This is a genomic window from Curtobacterium sp. MEB011 (assembly GCF_030209655.1).
GTDB classification, from domain to species: Bacteria; Actinomycetota; Actinomycetes; order Actinomycetales; family Microbacteriaceae; genus Curtobacterium; species Curtobacterium poinsettiae.
In genome coordinates this window covers 83191-96735 of sequence record NZ_JARVRN010000013.1, presented here as the reverse complement: position 1 = coordinate 96735, position 13545 = coordinate 83191, and the positions used below count along the sequence as shown (strand labels likewise).

The 13545-nt window shown below is 70.9% G+C and carries 10 protein-coding genes; 7 read left to right on the top strand and 3 right to left on the bottom strand.

Annotation, left to right across the window (positions count from 1 at the left end):
* Positions 1 to 334: 334 nt before the first annotated feature.
* Entirely contained in the window at positions 335 to 2821 is a 2487-nt protein-coding gene (locus QRN30_RS16075; protein WP_056068470.1) for a DNA gyrase/topoisomerase IV subunit A, read from the bottom strand.
* Positions 2822 to 2864: 43 nt separating this feature from the next.
* Between QRN30_RS16075 and QRN30_RS16070 the strand changes: the two genes are divergently transcribed.
* Complete coding sequence (locus QRN30_RS16070) at positions 2865 to 4031, top strand: alkaline phosphatase family protein (protein ID WP_052481613.1); 1167 nt, start codon at positions 2865 to 2867, stop codon at positions 4029 to 4031.
* A 31-nt stretch (positions 4032 to 4062) separates the two neighbouring features.
* Here the strand turns inward: QRN30_RS16070 and sepH are convergent, their stop codons facing one another.
* On the bottom strand, positions 4063 to 5091 hold the full coding sequence (gene sepH / locus QRN30_RS16065; protein WP_159556382.1) for a septation protein SepH: 1029 nt from the start codon (positions 5089 to 5091) through the stop codon (positions 4063 to 4065).
* Positions 5092 to 5388: 297 nt separating this feature from the next.
* Between sepH and QRN30_RS16060 the strand changes: the two genes are divergently transcribed.
* The gene (locus QRN30_RS16060) at positions 5389 to 5688 is read left to right on the top strand and encodes a DUF4193 domain-containing protein (protein ID WP_017886098.1); all 300 of its coding nucleotides are present in this window, start codon (positions 5389 to 5391) and stop codon (positions 5686 to 5688) included.
* A gap of 129 nt (positions 5689 to 5817) precedes the next feature.
* On the opposite strand, the gene QRN30_RS16055 is transcribed toward QRN30_RS16060, so the two are convergent.
* A complete protein-coding gene (locus QRN30_RS16055; RefSeq protein ID WP_042537043.1) occupies positions 5818 to 6249 on the bottom strand; it encodes a DUF3093 domain-containing protein in 432 nt (143 codons plus the stop codon).
* A 63-nt stretch (positions 6250 to 6312) separates the two neighbouring features.
* Here QRN30_RS16055 and dut point away from each other — a divergent pair, with 63 nt between their 5' ends.
* From dut to dxs, 5 genes are all read left to right on the top strand, one after another.
* Entirely contained in the window at positions 6313 to 6804 is a 492-nt protein-coding gene (dut, locus tag QRN30_RS16050) for a dUTP diphosphatase (protein ID WP_017886100.1), read from the top strand.
* Entirely contained in the window at positions 6801 to 7523 is a 723-nt protein-coding gene (locus QRN30_RS16045) for a DUF3710 domain-containing protein (RefSeq protein WP_017886101.1), read from the top strand. Before dut ends, QRN30_RS16045 begins: the two co-directional genes overlap by 4 nt.
* 32 nt (positions 7524 to 7555) lie before the next feature.
* Positions 7556 to 8335, top strand: coding sequence for a DUF3159 domain-containing protein (locus QRN30_RS16040; RefSeq protein WP_017886102.1), 780 nt, complete (start codon positions 7556 to 7558; stop codon positions 8333 to 8335).
* 128 nt (positions 8336 to 8463) lie between these two features.
* Positions 8464 to 11301: an aconitate hydratase gene (locus tag QRN30_RS16035; RefSeq protein WP_262117509.1), complete on the top strand. Its 2838-nt coding sequence runs from the start codon at positions 8464 to 8466 to the stop codon at positions 11299 to 11301.
* Between the two features lie 199 nt (positions 11302 to 11500).
* A complete protein-coding gene (gene dxs, locus QRN30_RS16030) occupies positions 11501 to 13438 on the top strand; it encodes a 1-deoxy-D-xylulose-5-phosphate synthase (RefSeq protein ID WP_284761384.1) in 1938 nt (645 codons plus the stop codon).
* Positions 13439 to 13545 lie beyond the last annotated feature (107 nt).

The window sequence follows — 13545 nt, the reverse complement described above, 5'->3', positions numbered from 1 at the left end:
ACCGTGCCGCCACCGTGCGCGGTCCGTGCTGCCGAAGCGACAGTCTCCCGCGAACTGTTGGCGGACTTCTGTCGCTTCCGCGTCGGCGGCGCGAGCGGTCCGGACGCGACTGGCCCGCGCCTCCCGGCCAGCGAGTCTCGCGGTGGGCGAGCGGACTCGGGTGCCGGACGGCGAACGATGTCGCGCAGGCCGAGTCTCGGTGCCGCCAGAGCGACACCGTGCCGCCACCGTGCGCGGTCCGTGCTGCCGAAGCGACAGTCTCCCGCGAACCGTTCGCGGGACACTGTCGCTCTCGCGAACGCGCGCAGCGGACGGCCGGCCGGCCGGCGCCCGCCTACGCCTCGCCGGCGGTGCCGTCGAGCGTCGCGGCGCTGCCGCCGATCGAGCCGATGACGGCCTCGAGCGGTGCGCCCGACCCGTCACGCTTCGACAGCCAGTCGGGCAGGGTGCGGGCGGCGCCGTCGGTGCCGACAGCGTGCGGCGGCGCGATGCCCGCCCAGCCGACGGTGAGCCCGTCCTCGCCCTTCAGGAACGCGTGCGCCCGGACACCCTGGGTCGCGCGGCCCTTCGCCGGGAACTCCGACAGCGCGGAGACCTTGGCGCGGCCGGCGTCGGTACCGGGCAGCGCGGTCGAGGTCGTGGACACCGTGGCGACCACGGCGTCGTCGGAGCGTGCGACGGACCCGAACCAGATCACGGCGGCGCCGTCGGCCAGGGCCATGCCGGCCACTCCACCGGCGGGCAGCCCCTGCGCCCGGACGACGGACGCCGGGAACCGCAGCAGCTGCGCGTTCGAGCTGATGAACACCAGGTCGTCGGACTCCGGGGCCTGGGCGGCACCGACCACCGCGTCTCCGGGCTTCAGGCCGATGGCGACGAACTCGGGCTTGTCCGGCCAGGCGCCTGGGACGACGCGCTTCACGACGCCGTGCGCGGTACCGATCGCCAGCGAGTCCGACGATGCCCCACCGAGGTCGACGAGCGCGACGACCGTCTCGCCCTTGGTGAGCGCCAGGAAGTCGGTGACCCGGACGCCGGCGTCGAGCCGGACCGCTGCGGGCGGCACGGCGGGGACGTCGACGGGGGAGAGCCGCAGGACCCGCCCGGTGGAAGTCAGGGCGCCGAGCTGCCCGCGGACCGTGCTCACCACGGCGGAGCGGACGGCGTCGTGCTTCGAGCGCTTCGGCACGCGGACGATGCCGAGTTCCGACGTCGGGATGTCGACGCGGATGAGCCGCCCGGTGGTCGAGAGCAGCACGCGGCAGGGGGAGTCGGCGATCTGCAGGGACTCCGGGTCGACCGCGGCTTTCCGACCGCCCTTGACCGGGGCGTCCGCCTCGGTGAGCAGGGTGCGGCGCGGGGTCGCGAACTTGTCGGAGACCTCGGTCAGCTCGAGGGCGACCTGCGCGCGGAGGCGCTCGTCGGACGCCAGCAGTTCTTCGAGGGCGGCGATGTCGGCGAGCAGCTGGTCACGCTCGGCCTCGAGCTCCATCCGCGAGAACTTCGTCAGGCGACGCAGGCGCAGCTCGAGGATGTACTCGGCCTGCACCTCGGACAGGTCGAAGACGTCGCGCAGGCGGTTGCGCGCCGCCTCGGAGTCGTCGGACGTGCGGATGACCTGGATGACCTCGTCGATGTCGAGGATCGCGATGAGCAGACCCTCGACCAGGTGCAGCCGTTCCTTGCGACGTGCCAGGCGGTACTGCGACCGGCGTGTGACGACGTCGAGCCGGTGCTGCACGTAGACGTCGAGGAGCTCGCGCAGCCCGAGGGTGCGGGGTGACCCGCCGACCAGGGCGACGTTGTTGATGCCGAAGCCGTCCTCGAGCGGGGTGTGCTTGTAGAGCTGCTCGAGCACGGCGGTGGGGTTGAAGCCGCTCTTGATGCCGATGACGAGCCGGAGCCCGTGGTTGCGGTCGGTCAGGTCGTTGACGTCCGAGATGCCGACGAGCTTCTTGGACTGGACGCCGTCCTTGATCTTCTCGATGACGCGCTCGGGGCCGACCAGGTAGGGCAGCTCGGTGACGACGAGGCCGACCTTGCGCGGGGTGAGGTTCTCGACGCTCACCTTGGCTCGGGTGCGGAACGAACCGCGGCCGGTGGCGTAGGCGTCGCGGACCCCGGAGAGCCCGACGATGGTGCCGCCGGACGGCAGGTCAGGCCCGGGCACGAACTCCATGAGCTCTTCGAGGGTGGCCTGCGGGTTCATGAGCAGGTGCTTCGCGGCCTCGACGACCTCGCCCAGGTTGTGCGGTGCCATGTTCGTCGCCATGCCCACCGCGATGCCGGAGGCACCGTTGACGAGCAGGTTCGGGAACGCCGCCGGCAGCACGCCGGGCTGCATGATCTGGTTGTCGTAGTTCGGGACGAAGTCGACGACGTCCTCGCCCAGGCCCTCGGTCATCGCCATCGACGGTTCGGCGAGCCGTGCCTCGGTGTAGCGGGCTGCAGCGGGACCGTCGTCGAGTGAGCCGAAGTTGCCGTGGCCGTCGACGAGCGGCACGCGCATCGTGAACGGCTGGGCCATCCGGACCAGGGCGTCGTAGATCGCGCCGTCGCCGTGCGGGTGCAGCTTGCCCATCACCTCGCCGGTGACGCGGGCGCTCTTGACGTGTCCGCGGTCGGGGCGCAGCCCCATCTCGGCCATCTGGTACAGGATCCGGCGCTGCACCGGCTTCAGGCCGTCGCGGGCGTCGGGCAGTGCCCGCGAGTAGATGACGGAGTACGCGTACTCGAGGAAGGAACCCTGCATCTCCTCGGAGACGTCGACGTCCTCGATGCGCTCACCGTCGGGCAGGCCGACTACATCCGTGCGTGCCATGGCACCTTTCTGGAAGACCAGAGTCGTCTGGAAGACTCGTGGAATGGGAACAAGCGTACCGACGGCCCCCGACGGCGTCGCGAACCTCGCCGACGTCTTCCCGAGTTGCCTCGTCGCGCTCGGTGCTGCGGACGATGCGTGGTTGCGTGGCAACGGCCTGGAGGCCCGGATCACCCTCCGCCCCGCCCGCTCGGCGATCGTCGTGCTGGTCGACGGCCTCGGGTCCGCCGCGCTGTCCGCGCGCGCCGGGCACGCCCGCTGGCTGACCGGCGCGAAGGGCACCGGCACCGCGAAGAAGCTGCGGAGCGGGTTCCCGACCACGACCGCGGCCGCACTGAGCACGCTCACGACGGGCCGATCGCCCGGCACCCACGGGGTGATCGGCTACAGCGGCTGGAACCCGGACACCGGTGCCGTGATGAACCTGCTCGGAGGCTGGGACACCGAGGTGCCCGCCGACTGGTTCCTGACGCAGACGCTGTTCACCCGGGCGGCTGAGCTCGGACTCGACCCGGTCGTCGTCGGGCCGGACCGGTACCGATCGTCCGGGATGACCGCGAACGTACTCGGCGGTGCGCGGTACGTCTCGGCGGACTCGATCGCCCAGCGGGTCGACGCCGCCCTGGCCGAGACCGACTCCGGTCGGTCGCTCGTCTACCTGTACGTGCCGGAGCTCGACTCGATCGGCCACAAGTCCGGCTGGCAGTCCGACCGGTGGACGGCCGCGCTCGAGTTGCTCGACGGGGAACTCGCCCGGCTCGACGCCCGCAGCGCCGACGACGTGGGCGTCCTGGTGACGGCGGACCACGGTGTGCTCGACGTGCCGGACCACGCGAACATCGCGATCGACCCGCTGCTGCTCACCGACGTCGTCGGTGTCGCAGGAGACCCGCGCTGCCGACAGCTCACGGTCGCACCGGGCACCGACGTCCGCGCCCTCGTCGGTGCGTTCCGCGCGCGCTACGGCAAGAAGGCGTCCGTCGCCAGCCGTGCCGAGGCGATCGAGGCCGGGTGGTTCGGGCAGGTGTCCGACGAGGTGGTGCCGCGCATCGGTGACGTGCTCGTCGTGGCGCGAGGCTCGTGGGCGTTCAACGACGACCGAGCCCTGCGCGAGGACGAGACACCGAAGCGCATGATCGGCCAGCACGGCGCGATGACCGACGAGGAGACGATCGTCCCGCTCCGGCTCGCCGGTGCCTTCGCCCACTAGGGGCGTCAGCGCGGCCGCGCGGTGGTCCGGATCAGGCGGGGTCGTCGTCCGGGCGGGTGCCGAAGACGATCTCGTCCCAGCTCGGCATCGAGCGGCGGCTGCGCTTCTTGCGTTCGCCACGGCTCTCGGGCTCCGGCGCCGAGGCCGGACGGCCGTCGGTCGACTGCGGTGCGGTGTCGTTCGCGCCGCCGTCCTCGAAGCCCTGCAGCGGGATGTCGACGACGCTGATCGAGGTCCCGCGGGCGGGCTCGTCACGCTGTTCGCCGAAGGACGCGGCCTCACGCTCACCACGGCGACGGCGCAGCGCCTCGAGCAGGTCGGCGGTCTCGTTGCCGGGAGCACGCTCTTCCACGGTGGCCTGGCCGATGCGGGGCAGCGGCGCACGGAGCGGTGCGTGCTGGGACGGTTCGGGCTCGGCGGCCGGCTGCTCCGGCTCGTCGACGCGGAAGGCTCCGGAGTCGAAGCGGGTGCCGTCGTCGTCCTGCTGCTCGAACTCGACCGCACGCAGGCGCGGGGCGATGCCCTCGTCGTCGGTGTGCGACAGCCGGTGGGCGTCACCGTTGTCGGGCGCGAGGGTCGAGGTCTTCGGGTCGAAACGCCACTGGGCGTCGTGCTCGACCTCGCCCGCGGTGTAGCGGACGCGGACCTGCCAGCCGCTCTCCGGGTGCTTCCAGGAGCCCCAGGTGATCGCGGTGGCCTCGCCGGCCTCGAGCTTCGCGGTGATCGCGGGGCCGAAGGTGTCGGGGGCCTCGTCGTCGACCGGGGTGACCGGGACGCGGTGCGAGGCGTCGAGGATGAAGGCGCGCTCCGCCAGGACCGGGCCCTCGAAGCGACGGACGTACTCGACGTCGACGTCGAGCGCGGCAGCCACGTCGGCGGCGTCGGCGCCACCGCGGATCCGTGCCTGGACGTCCTTGGGGGAGACCCGCTTCTGCGGACCGGCGTCGGGGTTCGCCTGGCGCACCTGACCCGCCAGCGACGACGAGACGGGCAACCGGAACTCGGTGCCGCCGTCGGTCGCCAGGAGGAGTGCGCCGGACTCGACTCCGATGACTCTCACGTCTTGCATGGTTCCGCCTTCCCAGCGTCGCGTACGGTCCTGCTGTCGTACCCCGTGAGTATGCAGGGAGGACGGACGGTTTCCGGGGAGGCGCACGGGCGTGCCGCGCACATCCGCAGGCCGATCCGAGAGCGCGCCGGAGCCCGGCAACGGGTGTCGGGAATGTCCGGTTCGGGTCACCGGTTGCACAGCCAGCACGACCCGCCGCAGCACTCGGTTTGCGCATCGGCGGGGCGTGGTGCAAACTGTCGCCGCCGATCACCCGGCGACGACCTCTCGATACGAGAATGGATGGGCATGGCCACCGATTACGACGCCCCCCGGAAGACCGACGACAACTCTGACTCAGAGTCGATCGAGGCCCTCAAGGAGCGCGTTCCCGACAAGATGTCGGGGGTCGTCGACGATGATTCCGACAACCCCGGCAGCTTCGAACTCGCCGGGCAGGACCTCAGCGACGTCGACCTCGACGTCGTGGTGCTGCCCCCGCAGGTCGATGAGTTCACCTGCGTCGAGTGCTTCCTCGTGAAGCACCGTTCCCAGCTCGACCACGAGTCGAAGCTCGGACCGGTCTGCGCGGAGTGCGCGTCGCTCTAGCGAGCACAGCCGCGTCGTCCTCGACGCAACGATCAGCGAAGGCCCCGCATCCCGATGGGATGCGGGGCCTTTGTCGTGGGCTGCGAGGCGGGGCCGAGCCGCGCCTCCAGGGCCGTTGCCCGTGGTCCGTCAGGACCGCAGCGCCTCGACGACCTTGCCCGGGTGGCGGACGCTGACCAGCCAGTAGGGCGTCGGGTCGGCGTCGTCGCGCACCTCGACCTTGACGACCCCCCGCACGTAGCCGCGGAAGAGGGTCCAGGCGCGGGCGTCGAGTGCCGGGCCGCGCTGCTCGGTGGCCGCCGTGCCCTCGAACGCCTCGGTCGTGCCCACGAGCGTCCGGGGGAGGTGTGCCCTGCCCGCGCGGAACTCGGTGTCGGTGACCTCGATGGTGGGTGCGAGTACCCACAGGAGAACGAGGACCCCGAGCTCCATCCCGATCGCCACGAGGACGCCGGCCAGGACGCTGATGGGGAGGAAGACGAGCAGGGTGGCGGGGATCACGAGCGCCGTCGCCAGGTACAGGGCGGGCGGGGCCCAGAGTCGTTCGCGGTACAGGGTCACGGGTCCATTCGATCACGAGCGGACGAGGTCACGGAACGGTCACGGCTGCACTACCCTCGTCACGTGACCGAACCAGTCGACGTCCTCTGGACCGGGGAGCACGCTCCCGGCCACGCCCACCCCGGCGACGCGGGTGCCGATCTCGTCTCCACCGAGGCCTTCGTGCTGCAGCCGGGCGAGCGACACCTGGCCGCCACCGGACTGCGGATCGCGCTGCCCGAGGGGTACGCCGCGTTCGTGGTCCCGCGCAGCGGCCTGGCGGCGAAGCACGGCATCACGATCGTGAACAGCCCCGGCACCGTCGACTCCGGCTACCGCGGCGAGATCAAGGTCGCGCTGCTCAACACGGACCAGACGGAACCGTACGAGGTCCACGTGGGCGACCGCATCGCCCAGTTGATCGTGATGCCGGTGCCGCAGGTGACCTACACCCGGGTCGACGAGCTGCCGGACAGCGTCCGCGGACAGGGCGGGTTCGGCTCGTCGGGCTACGGTGACCGGAGCGGCGCCGTGCACGGTGCCGCCGCAGACGCTCAGGAAGGGACGCGCGCATGAAGTTCGGCCGACGCAAGCAGGACGAGGTCGAGGTGGCGGACGCCGTCGCCGACGACATCGAGGTCGCGGACACGTCCCCCGAGGTCGACATCGCGACCGATGCAGACGCGGACCACGACGAGGTCGACGCGGTCGCCCCGACGGACAAGTCCGCTCCGGACGACCGGGCCGAGAACGGCCCCCACGACGAGACCGAGGCGAACCTGGTCCGCCCCTACGTCGACCTGGGCGGGGTGAAGGTGCTCCCGCGTGAGGGCCTGCACCTGCGCCTCGAGGTCGAGGAGGGCTCGCAGCGCGTCGTCGCGGTCGGGCTCGACTACGACGACTCCACGCTGCAGGTCCAGCCGTTCGCCGCGCCCCGGTCCACCGGCCTGTGGCACGAGATCCGCGCCCAGATCGCCGAGCAGATCGAGCGCCAGGGCGGTGTCGTGACCGAGGTCGACGGCCCGTTCGGCCCCGAGCTCCGGGCGTCCGTGCCGGTCGCCGTGGATGGTGACGGCGGCACCGCCGGTTCCCGTCCGGCCCGCTTCGTCGGCGTCGACGGCCCGCGCTGGTTCCTGCGCGGCGTGATCGCCGGCAAGGCCGCCGAGCAGCCCGACGACGCCAGCGAGATCGAGGAGTTGTTCCGCAGCGTCGTCGTCGTGCGCGGCACGACGCCGATGCCGCCGCGCGACCTCATCCCGCTGCACATGCCCAAGTCGACGCAGACCGCGATCTGACGGCCTGACGAGCAACCCCGCCTGGAGGCACGGTGCCGGACCACGACGACACCCCACGACCCGAGACGGCTGGCCCCGACCCCGCTGCACCGGCAGCTGAGTCGTCGGTGGCGCCGTCGTTCTCCGCGCAGTTCCGTGACGCGGTGCAGAACGCCGGCATCGCCCGCGTCGCGCCCGGCGAGGCACCGTCCGGTCGGGCCCTGCTGGGCGCGGTCGGCGGGGTTCGTGGGCTCGCCGAGTCGGTGCTGCCCGGGTTCGCGTTCCTGGTCGTCTACGCGATCACGAAGGAGCTCGTGCCCAGCGTCGTGATCCCCGTGGTCGTCGGCCTGGTGTTCGTGGTGCTCCGGCTGGTGCAGCGGCAGTCGGTGACGATGTCGTTCGCGGGCATCCTCGGCGTCGCGGTCTCGGCCGGCCTCGCGCTCATCACCGGCCGCGCGGAGAGCAACTTCATCCCCGGCATCATCATCAACGCGGTCTGGCTCGTCGGGCTGCTGATCACGCTGGCGATCCGCTGGCCGCTCATCGGGCTCGTCGTCGGCTTCCTGCTGCCCGCGAACGAGGACGGCTCGCACGTCGACTGGCGTGCCGACCCCGTCAAGCGCCGCGTGCTGACGGTCGCCACCTGGATCTGGGTCGGGCTCTTCGCGGTCCGGCTCGCGGTGGAGGTCCCGCTGTACCTGACGGCGCAGGTCGAACTGCTCGCCGGGCTGAAGCTGATCCTCGGCGTGCCGCTGTACGCGGCGGTGCTCTGGGTGACCTGGCTGCTGGTCCGCACCGTGTTCGTCCGACGCGACGACGTCGCCGCGGTGTAGAGTTCTCTCGACATCAAGATAGTTCTCGCCGGGCGCGCACGCGTCCGCGGGATTAGGTTTGCCTTGCTGGTGGGACGGTCCACGGCCCGCGAGGATGAGGGCAAACCGATCAGTAGGGAGGCGGCACGGTGGCTGCAGTCAATAGCTTCGGCTCGAAGGACACACTGTCGGTTGGGGGTGTCGACTACGCGATCCACCGGATCGACTCGGTTCCCGGGCACGAGAAGTTGCCCTACAGCCTGAAGGTGCTGCTCGAGAACCTCCTCCGCACCGAGGACGGCAAGAACGTCACCGAGGGGCAGATCCGGGCGCTCGGCTCCTGGCGTCCCGACGCGGAACCCGACACCGAGATCCAGTTCTCGCCGGCGCGCGTCGTCATGCAGGACTTCACGGGTGTGCCGTGCATCGTCGACCTCGCCACCATGCGCGAGGCCATGGCGGACATCGGCGGCGACCCGAACAAGATCAACCCGCTGTCGCCGGCCGAGATGGTCATCGACCACTCCGTCATCGCCGACCTGTTCGGCAGCACGGACGCCCTGCAGCGCAACACCGACCTGGAGTACGAGCGGAACGGCGAGCGCTACCAGTTCCTCCGCTGGGGCCAGACCGCGTTCGAGGACTTCAAGGTCGTCCCGCCCGGCACCGGCATCGTGCACCAGGTGAACATCGAGTACCTGGCGAAGGTCACCTACACGCGTGACTTCGACGGCGAGACCTACGCGTACCCGGACACCCTGGTCGGCACCGACTCGCACACCACGATGGTGAACGGCCTCGGTGTGCTCGGCTGGGGCGTCGGCGGCATCGAGGCCGAGGCCGCGATGCTCGGCCAGCCCGTGTCGATGCTCATCCCGAAGGTCGTCGGCTTCAAGCTCTCCGGCGAGATCCCCGCCGGCGTGACCGCGACCGACGTGGTGCTCACCATCACGCAGGAGCTCCGCAAGCACGGCGTCGTCGGCAAGTTCGTCGAGTTCTACGGCGAGGGCGTCAGCGCCGTCCCGCTCGCCAACCGCGCCACCATCGGCAACATGTCGCCCGAGTTCGGTTCCACCGCGGCGATCTTCCCGGTCGACGACGTCACGCTCGACTACCTGCGCCTGACCGGTCGCGACGAGGCGCAGATCGCCCTGGTCGAGGCGTACTCCAAGGCCCAGGGCCTGTGGCACGACGCCTCGGTCGAGCCGAACTACTCCGAGTACATGGAGCTCGACCTGTCCACGGTCGTGCCCTCCATCTCGGGCCCGAAGCGTCCGCAGGACCGCATCGAGCTGTCGAAGGCCAAGGACCAGTTCGAGGTCGACCTCGCCAACTACGCGAGCATCGACCACAGCGAAGAGGACAAGGCCGTCGCCGACACGTTCCCGGCGTCCGACCCGGTGGCCGCGGCCCCCGGTGACGAGCACGCCGTGGACGACCTGCAGGACGCCCCCGGGTCCGAGGTCCCCGTGCACGCCTCGAGCGCGCCCGGCACCGTCTCGAAGCCGACCTCGGTCGCCATCGCCGACGGCGACCCGTTCACGATCGACCACGGTGCCGTGGCGATCGCCGCGATCACGTCGTGCACGAACACGTCGAACCCATCGGTCATGATGGCCGCCGGCATCCTCGCCCGGAACGCCGCGCAGAAGGGCCTCACCGCGAAGCCCTGGGTGAAGACCACCCTCGCGCCGGGGTCGAAGGTCGTCACCGACTACTACGAGAAGGCCGGTCTCACCACCTACCTCGAGCAGCTCGGCTTCTACACGGTCGGCTACGGCTGCACGACCTGCATCGGCAACTCCGGCCCCCTGCCCGAGGAGATCTCGCAGGCCGTGCAGGACAACGACCTCGCCGTCACCGCGGTGCTCTCGGGCAACCGCAACTTCGAGGGCCGCATCAACCCCGACGTGAAGATGAACTACCTGGCGTCCCCGCCGCTGGTCATCGCGTACGCCCTCGCCGGGTCGATGCACTTCGACTTCGACAAGGACGCACTGGGCACCGACCAGGACGGCAACGACGTCTACCTGACCGACATCTGGCCCGACGCGGCTGAGGTGCAGCAGGTCATCGACACCTCGATCGACACCGAGATGTTCACCCACGAGTACGGCTCCGTGTTCGAGGGCGACGACCGCTGGAAGAACCTGCCGACCCCGACGGGCGACACCTTCGAGTGGGACCAGGAGTCGACCTACGTCCGGAAGCCCCCGTACTTCGAGGGCATGACGATGCAGCCCGACGCGGTGGCGGACATCTCCGGTGCCCGCGTGCTCGCGAAGCTCGGCGACTCGGTCACGACCGACCACATCTCGCCGGCCGGTTCGATCAAGGCCGACAGCCCCGCCGGTCAGTACCTCGCCGAGCACGGCGTCGACCGCAAGGACTTCAACTCCTACGGCTCGCGTCGCGGCAACCACGAGGTCATGATCCGCGGCACGTTCGCGAACATCCGTCTGCGCAACCAGCTGCTGGACGGCGTCGAGGGCGGGTACACCCGTGACTTCACGACGCCGGACGGCGAGCAGTCGTTCATCTACGACGCCTCGCAGCACTACCAGGCGCAGGGCATCCCGCTCGTCATCTTCGGTGGCAAGGAGTACGGCTCCGGCTCGTCCCGTGACTGGGCGGCGAAGGGCACGAACCTGCTCGGTGTCCGTGCGGTCATCACCGAGAGCTTCGAGCGGATCCACCGCTCGAACCTCATCGGCATGGGCGTCGTCCCGCTGCAGTTCCCGGCGGGCGAGACGGTCGAGTCCCTCGGGCTCGACGGCACCGAGGTCGTGTCGATCTCCGGGCTGACCGAGCTGAACGAGGGCCGCACCCCGAAGACCGTGCACGTCACCGCGACGCCGAGCGAGCACTCGCCCGCCGGCAAGCAGCCGGTGGAGTTCGACGCGGTCGTCCGCATCGACACCCCCGGTGAGGCCGACTACTACCGCAACGGCGGCATCCTGCAGTACGTGCTCCGCTCGCTCGTCTGAGCGACGTGCACACGGGTCGCTGACGCGACCACACGACGGACTGGAGGCCCGTGGCGAACCCGCCACGGGCCTCCCGCGTGCTCCGCGTGATGCGACGCGCCAGCGACGCGCGGCGCCAGCGCCGACCGCGCCTGCGAGGTCGGTTGAATGGGAGCCCACGAGAATAGAGTGGGCCGACAGCCCCACGAAAGGAGCGCTCGTGAGCCTGCTCAGCAGCATCACGTCGCCGCGCGACCTGAAGCGTCTCTCCGACGCGCAGATGACCGACCTCGCCGCCGAGATCCGACGCTTCCTGGTCGCCGAGGTCGCGAAGACCGGTGGGCACCTCGGGCCGAACCTGGGTGTCGTCGAGCTGACGCTCGCGATGCACCGCGTGTTCGACTCGCCGAATGACCCCTTCGTCTTCGACACCGGGCACCAGTCGTACGTGCACAAGCTCGTCACCGGGCGGCAGGACTTCTCCAAGCTGCGCGAACGCGGTGGCATCGCCGGCTACCCGCAGCGCCGCGAGTCCGAGCACGACATCGTTGAGTCCTCGCACGCGTCGTCGTCGTTGTCGTGGGCGGACGGTATCTCCCGCGCGTTCGGGCAGACCGGCCAGACCGACCGCACCGTCGTCGCGGTGGTGGGGGACGGCGCGCTCACCGGTGGGATGACGTGGGAGGCGCTCAACAACATCTCTGACGACAACGACCGGCGCCTGGTCATCGTCGTCAACGACAACGGCCGGTCGTACGCCCCGACCATCGGTGGCATGGCGCGGTTCCTGAGTTCCGTGCGCACCCGCCGCGAGTACCGGGCCCTGTACGAGAGCACGCAGGCCGTGGCGGCGCGGTTCGGTGCTCCGGGTCGTGCGGTGTACCGCGGCATGCGCGGGGGCCTGCACGGCTTCCTGTCGCGACTGACGAACAACGAGGCGCTGTACTCGAACCTCGACATCAAGTACATCGGCCCGGTGAACGGGCACGACCAGCAGGCGATGGAGGCTGCGCTCCGGCAGGCCAAGGAGTACGGCGCTCCCGTGATCGTGCACGTCATCACGGAGAAGGGCCACGGCTTCGAGCCTGCCCTGCGCGACCAGGCCGACCAGTTCCACGCCGTCGGCCACATCGACCCGGAGACGGGCGAGTCGCTCGACGCCGCGTCGGGCCCCTCGTGGACCTCGGTGTTCGCGTCCTCCCTGGCCGAGGCCGGCGCCTCGGACCCTCGGATCGTGGCGATCACGGCGGCGATGCTCCGGCCGACCGGGCTGCACCTGTTCCAGGAGCAGCACCCCGACCGCGTGTACGACGTCGGCATCGCGGAGCAGCACGCCGTGACGACCGCCGCGGGCCTGGCGTACGGGGGACTCCACCCGGTCGTGGCGCTCTACGCGACGTTCCTGAACCGGGCGTTCGACCAGGTGCTGATGGACGTCGCCCTGCACAGGGCCGGCGTGACGTTCGTGCTCGACCGCGCCGGCATCACCGGTCCGGACGGCCCGTCGCACCACGGCATGTGGGACCTCGCACTGCTGCAGGTGGTGCCGGGGATCCGGATCGCCGCACCACGCGACGCCGCGACACTGCGTGAGGAGTTCCGCGAGGCGATCGCCGTCGACGATGCCCCCACCGTGCTGCGGTGGTCGAAGGGGCAGGTCGGGCCGGACATCCCCGCGGTCCGTCGTCTCCCCGACGGTGTGGACGTGCTGCACGCCGCCGCGGACGACGTCGAGGACGTCCTCTTCGTCGCCGTCGGGTCCATGGTGCCGGTGGCACTCGAGGCCGCGGCGCTGCTCGAGGCGCAGGGCATCGGCGTCACCGTCGTGGACCCGCGATGGGTGGTCCCGATCCCGGGTTCGCTCATCGAACTGTCGCGCTCACACCGGCTCGTCATCACGATCGAGGACGGTGTGCGCGTCGGCGGCGTCGGGACCCGGCTGCGGCAGGACCTGCGCGCCGCCGGGGTCGACACCGGGGTGAACGAGCTCGGGCTGCCCGACGCGTTCATCGACCACGCGACCCGGTCGCAGATCCTCGCCGACGCTGGGCTGACGGCGCAGGCCATCGCCCGCGACGTCATCGACCAGGTCGTCGGGACGAAGCTGCCGCAGGCGAAGCCCGCGCGCTCCCGCGAGTCGGCCGCGTCCGACCGCTGACCGCTCGGCCCGGGTCCGGTCCGGGTCCGGGTCCGGGTCCGGGTCCGGTCCGGGTCCCGGTCCCGGTCCGGTCAGCAAAACACCGGTGTTCGCGCTGCACTCCGCGG

Excerpts from the sequence above, each read along its gene's own strand:
- QRN30_RS16075 (WP_056068470.1), bottom strand. The coding sequence starts at position 2,821 with ATGGCACGCACGGATGTAGTCGGCCTGCCCGACGGTGAGCGCATCGAG.
- QRN30_RS16070 (WP_052481613.1), top strand. The coding sequence starts at position 2,865 with ATGGGAACAAGCGTACCGACGGCCCCCGACGGCGTCGCGAACCTCGCC.
- QRN30_RS16060 (WP_017886098.1), top strand. The coding sequence starts at position 5,389 with ATGGCCACCGATTACGACGCCCCCCGGAAGACCGACGACAACTCTGAC.
- QRN30_RS16045 (WP_017886101.1), top strand. The coding sequence starts at position 6,801 with ATGAAGTTCGGCCGACGCAAGCAGGACGAGGTCGAGGTGGCGGACGCC.